At 37.9% G+C, this 5,209-nt stretch carries 4 protein-coding genes; 2 read left to right on the top strand and 2 right to left on the bottom strand.

Going from position 1 to position 5,209, the window contains the following annotated elements; translation table 11 throughout:
* Positions 1-345: 345 nt before the first annotated feature.
* Positions 346-654: a hypothetical protein gene (locus AC805_RS11470; RefSeq protein WP_055075565.1), complete on the top strand. Its 309-nt coding sequence runs from the start codon at positions 346-348 to the stop codon at positions 652-654.
* Positions 651-788 (top strand): DUF6760 family protein, encoded by a 138-nt coding sequence (locus tag AC805_RS27340; RefSeq protein ID WP_369122830.1) that lies wholly within the window; start codon positions 651-653, stop codon positions 786-788. The genes AC805_RS11470 and AC805_RS27340 overlap by 4 nt, the downstream gene beginning before the upstream one ends.
* A gap of 7 nt (positions 789-795) precedes the next feature.
* Here AC805_RS27340 and AC805_RS11465 read toward each other — a convergent pair whose 3' ends face one another.
* Positions 796-1,254 (bottom strand): pentapeptide repeat-containing protein, encoded by a 459-nt coding sequence (locus AC805_RS11465; protein WP_055075564.1) that lies wholly within the window; start codon positions 1,252-1,254, stop codon positions 796-798.
* A 69-nt stretch (positions 1,255-1,323) separates the two neighbouring features.
* Positions 1,324-4,797, bottom strand: a complete 3,474-nt coding sequence (locus tag AC805_RS11460; RefSeq protein WP_231662698.1) for a DUF4157 domain-containing protein — start codon at positions 4,795-4,797, stop codon at positions 1,324-1,326.
* Positions 4,798-5,209 lie beyond the last annotated feature (412 nt).

Raw genomic sequence — 5,209 nt, 5'->3', positions numbered from 1 at the left:
GCGGCGCGAAGCGCCGCCACTCTCTATTGGGTTTGATGTCCCACTTTCGTAAATTGGTATAAGGTTTTGAGATTTCCAAAATGGCAACGCCATTTTGGAAATTGGCATTATACCAAATCACAAAATGGCGTAGCCATTTTGTGATTTTAAAACCCTTACTGGGTTTGGTTTTCAATTCCCAAAAGTGTAGCTACACTTTTGGGAATTGGTATTATTGGAGGATGGGGATTAGAAAAAATTTGCTCAAGATAATGGAAGATAATAAATTATGATCGGTTGGTGCTAAATATTTAAGGGTATACAGCGCTGTATACCCTTAATATAAATACTTTCCTAGGATTACCTATGATCGAAGATGAATTTGAGTTTAAATTGCCTAAGGGATTTGTCGATGACTGTGGCGATCTGCACGATCGCGGGCTCATGAAACTTTTGACAGCTAAGGATGAATTAACTGTACAGAAATTAGCAAACGCCAATCCCCAGATAGATATTGTGTTTTTATTACTGGCTCAGGCGATCGCTAAGTTAGGCAACTTAAATAAAGTTATCCCTCAACAATTAGAGCAGCTATTTTTACCAGATTTTTTCTATTTGCAAGATTTATTTAGTGAATTGCAACCCCAGAATGTCAATGCAGCGGGGGAATTATAGGCTACCCTTTGGAGAGGTTATATGAAGAGGTAGCCTTCATTGCTTTTTACTTCCATTGGTCAAAGGAAGATATTCTGAACCTCACCCATACCGAGCGTTTGCGTTGGGTTAACGAGATTATGAGACTGCGCTGATAATAAACTAGTCGCCAGATAATCCACAATCGCGATTATTTAGCTTGCCATCGGTCATGATCGTGCGGCAAAAAAGGCTTTTTTGTAAATTAACATCTTTTAATAAAGCGGCGTTAAACTTTGCGCCTCTCAAGTCTGCCCCACGAAAGTCCACATTTTCTAAATCGGCATTAGTAAGGTTTGCCCAGCGCAAATTTGCCCCTTGAAAATTTGCATCCTTGAGATAAGTACCGATCAAGTTTGCCCCAACTAAATTTGCTTTTTGTAAATCTGCCCCTCGCATATTTGCCAAACTCAGATTTGCGCCGCTAAGTTTTGCTTCAACTAGATTGGCATTGCTTAACTCGCATTCAGGACAAGCTCTTGTCTCTAGCAATTGATCGATAGGATTAGCGATCGCTGCTGGAGCAATTGCAATATAGGAAGATAAGGCGATCGCGCCAGACAAAAGGTAATTACGCAACATGGGCAATCCTAAATGAATTGTTAGTAATTAGACTGACTATTCAGCAATCATTTTAACCTAATTAATCTATCAATCATAGGCAGAGAAAGCATTATTAGCCTCATCAAGAAAATCATTCCATGTTTTTTGGAATTTGTTTTGAGCTTCAATATTGAAAACACTTTCGGGATTACTATCTTCATTTGGTGCTGGAAGTGGACCGAGGTCATCCTGCATATGTCTGCGAGCAAAAATGATTTGAGTTGTTAAATGATCGGCAAGTGGGGCTGGAATATTTCCTAATGCTGAAGCGATATACGAGGCAATAACTGTTTGGTCACCTGTAATTAAATTTACTCCTTCGGCAATATAGGATGGAATACTTTCCTGCCTTGCTTCAATTGTGCTCCGTGTAGCGGTTAGCTGATCGCTCAACAAAACATTTTGCGGAAGTGTTTTTTGATTTTTTGCCATATGGGTACTTGCCTTTTGCTCGTTATGATTTGTGAGGCGATTGGCAAAATATTCTTCAAGCATATCTTGGTGATGGGTAGCCCGAGTCAGTAATCCTTTGTAACGTTTAACATTTATTTCGGAGAATAACGGTTTGTTTTTCCGCATATCATTCAAAGTTTCTCGATAGCTTTGGACTCGTTCCGTATAATACTCATTATCCCATTTTTCCCATTTAGATTTTTGCTCCATATCCCTTGCAAGATCGTAACAGAACTCTAAATACTGCTTCAATCTAGCAAGATGATTAGTTGAATACTCTTCTGTTTTAAAGTTTTCCTCTAGTTCTACAAAATCATCATTTAAGAGATTTTGGAATGACTGTGAAACGTAGGCGTATTTTGTTTCATCAATTTCTGCTAATCGGTAGGCAGAGCCACCCATAAATTCTAGGGAAGACTCATCATACTTGTCATCTTTGCGAGCTTTCAAACCCAATACTGTGGGTAGTTTTTTGGCGATCGGAGTATTAAACGATCGGTGTTCATCACGTTTTTGAGGTTTTGCGGGGATCTTTTTAATTACTTCGTTAAAGATCTTAATTGCTTTTTCTATCTCTGGTTTTACTTGATTCTCTTCAACTTTTTTCTTGTGTCGGAAATAATAGTCGAAATAAAGATTTAACTGTTCTTCTAAATTACCAGAATCATCGAGATTGAAATGTTGATTGATGTCATAGACAGCCTCAAGGGCGATCTTATCACCTTTGTTATCGTAGCCATCCGAGAGTGTAAACATATCTCTGAGGCTTTTAGCATCAGGGCCTAAAGCATATACGAGTAAATCCGCCTTAATTGGAGGTCCCTGATCCTCTTTTTTCCCATCTCCATAATGAACTGTTACGCCATCAGTTCCCACATCAACAGAGTTGTAATAATATTGATAATAGGTAATTTCTCCATCTTTTTTGACTTTTTCGTTTTTCTCCTCAACCTTTTTTGCCTTCTTTTGCGATTTTGCCGCAAAAACATTATCAGTCCCTGGTAAAAACATAGGACCACTATTTCCGACAATCCAAGAAACTTTCTTGATGTTTTTTCTGATGGCAGTAGTTGCGATATCGATACCTGCATTGGGTCCTGAAATCACCATACTCTTAATATCTTCCGCTTTGATTGTCTCTTCGCTGATGGCTCTCTGGAACTCATCCATATTGAGAACTCTAGGAATATTTCCCTTGAAAGCATTTTCTGATTTTTTTATGTCTGTTTGTTTTTGTTCATTTCCTGCGATGTCGTCAGGTAACTTATGTTTCCCAATTCCTAAGCCTACAACTACATTCTGAGCATAAACTACTTCCGAACCAAGATCGATACGATAGTACTTGGTCGCATAGCCTTGTTTTTGGACTGATAGGATTTTGTTGGTTTTGCGCGGGATTTGTTTGACCACCTTATCAACTTCATTGGAAAAAACTTGTCGTGAAGCAAGACCTCCTTTTGAATCTTGGAGTTCTTTCCCTTTCTGATGTTTGGGAGTAATCATATTCATGGGATGATTAATCACTCCTTTAGCACCTCTTTCATTCCGCCAAGGTTGTTCTTCGCCAATCAGAATTGTTTTGTCTAGATTGATATTGTTTAGGTTGCTTTCGATATAGTAGGCAGCACTAGCCCCTGCTCCAAGAATAGCGAGGTTATAAACCTTCTCAACTTCTTTATCTTCCCAAACCTTAACGCTATGCTTCACTCGAGCCTCATAGGAACCTTCATCAAGTTTATCGATAAAGTCTTGAGCATTTGCTTGTCCTGTCTCTTTAGCTGTTTCTAACTGTCCTTTACGTTGTTCGGGGTCTAGCTGTTTCTTGACTCGGAAATAGAAGAAAGCCAACTGCTGCTCGTTATTGATATCTACTTCTCCATAGTCAATATTACTCTCTAACATTTTCTGAATTTCTGTTTCGAGATTCTGGTGATTAACATAGGTCTCAATATCTTTTTCTTTCCCTTTTTCTTCATATTTTGTTAGTTCATTTTTTTTAGTCTTCAAAGCGTTTACTAAACTGGAGACCATTTCTTCCTTTTTATTCGGATCACTGGATAATAGCCTTGTCTCTTCAGATGTTTTCAGGTTAAATTTTCTCTGAACGGATAATTTTTTTTGCTGTTGTGCAAATAAAGGCTGAGGTGATAAAGGCTGCAGCGATCGCCTCAGTTTGTTCCCTTTCTGTTGTACAACATGAGTTAACTCATGGGCGATCAACTCCTGTCCGTCACGACTAGTTGGCGCGTAGGCTCCTTGGCGAAAGAATACATCTTGACCCGTTGTAAATGCTTTAGCTTGAATAGATTTATTTAAGCGATCGGATTGAGCATCAGTATGTATTTTTACAGCGCTAAAATCAGTGCCCATTGCCTGTTCTATTTTAAGTTTTAATTTGGGCTCTAAAGGTTGACCACTGCCACGCATTCTTTGAATTGATGATTCTAAATTTTGAGAAGCCTCACCACCGCCAATATTTTCACGTCTTTGAAGCAAAGGTTTTCTTCTAAGTCGATTTGCCCCTATTTCTCTGGGTTGAATCGGAGGTGGTTCTGGATTTTCTGTAAATTCTAATAGAGATTCTTGTGATTTTTCTATCTCTTTTTCCTCTGTTACCTCCTGCTTTTGAATAGGTTGATTTTGTAGAGTAGAATCCATTGAGGTAGCTACCAGATCAGTTCTCGCAAGTTTGGGTAACTTAGTTCTTTGAATATCTGGTTTATTAATTTTTTCGACTACAGTCTTTGCTGTCTTGTCCGCTTCCTTCTCATATTTATCATCTGGCTCCCCAATATTTAGTTTTGTTTGGAGAGTTACGCTTTGATTGCTGATTGTTTGCAGACGATTCTTCAGTTTTCTTTGAACTGGTGCGATCGCTTCAGGTGTTGATGTATGAATGATTTTTTCTAGTAAATTCTCAGAATAGCTAACGCTACTAGGGCTGACTTCTTGTTCAAGAGTTCCTCCCTCTGATGTTGCCAATTTAGGGAATGCTCTAGTTTGTAAGTTTATAGATATGTTTTTTGCTGCTGGGGGAGTTTGAGAAGAAGTATCACTTTTGTGTTTCATATCTTAGTTTCACCCACGATATATAAAGACTGATCTTTCTTTAATTTTGTTCAAAAAGATAATTAGTGAGAGATTGTGGCTATTTTTGACTCTCTTTCTCTTGATTTGTTTCAATAGATGGTTAAGAATTATACAAAAATGGCATATTCTTTTTCATTATAAGGACAACTTGCAAATTATTATTGTCTCTAGTTTTTTGTATAGTAATTGATTATACACACTATACTCAAATATAGATTGCATCTTTAACTATGATGAGATACTTATAATTAAAAATCGGAGTCAATACCTATGATATTGAGTAAACTAATGGTTTTACGACTTTATTTTTAATTACGCTCATTTTATTAAATGACACGGCAATTGGCGGGGCGACAACGATCGACTCTGGGGTTAAATATGCTGTCGTTTA

It is taken from the genome of Pseudanabaena sp. 'Roaring Creek' (assembly GCF_001402795.1).
In the GTDB taxonomy this organism is placed as follows: domain Bacteria; phylum Cyanobacteriota; class Cyanobacteriia; order Pseudanabaenales; family Pseudanabaenaceae; genus Pseudanabaena.
This window is presented reverse-complemented; position numbering and strand designations above follow the sequence as displayed.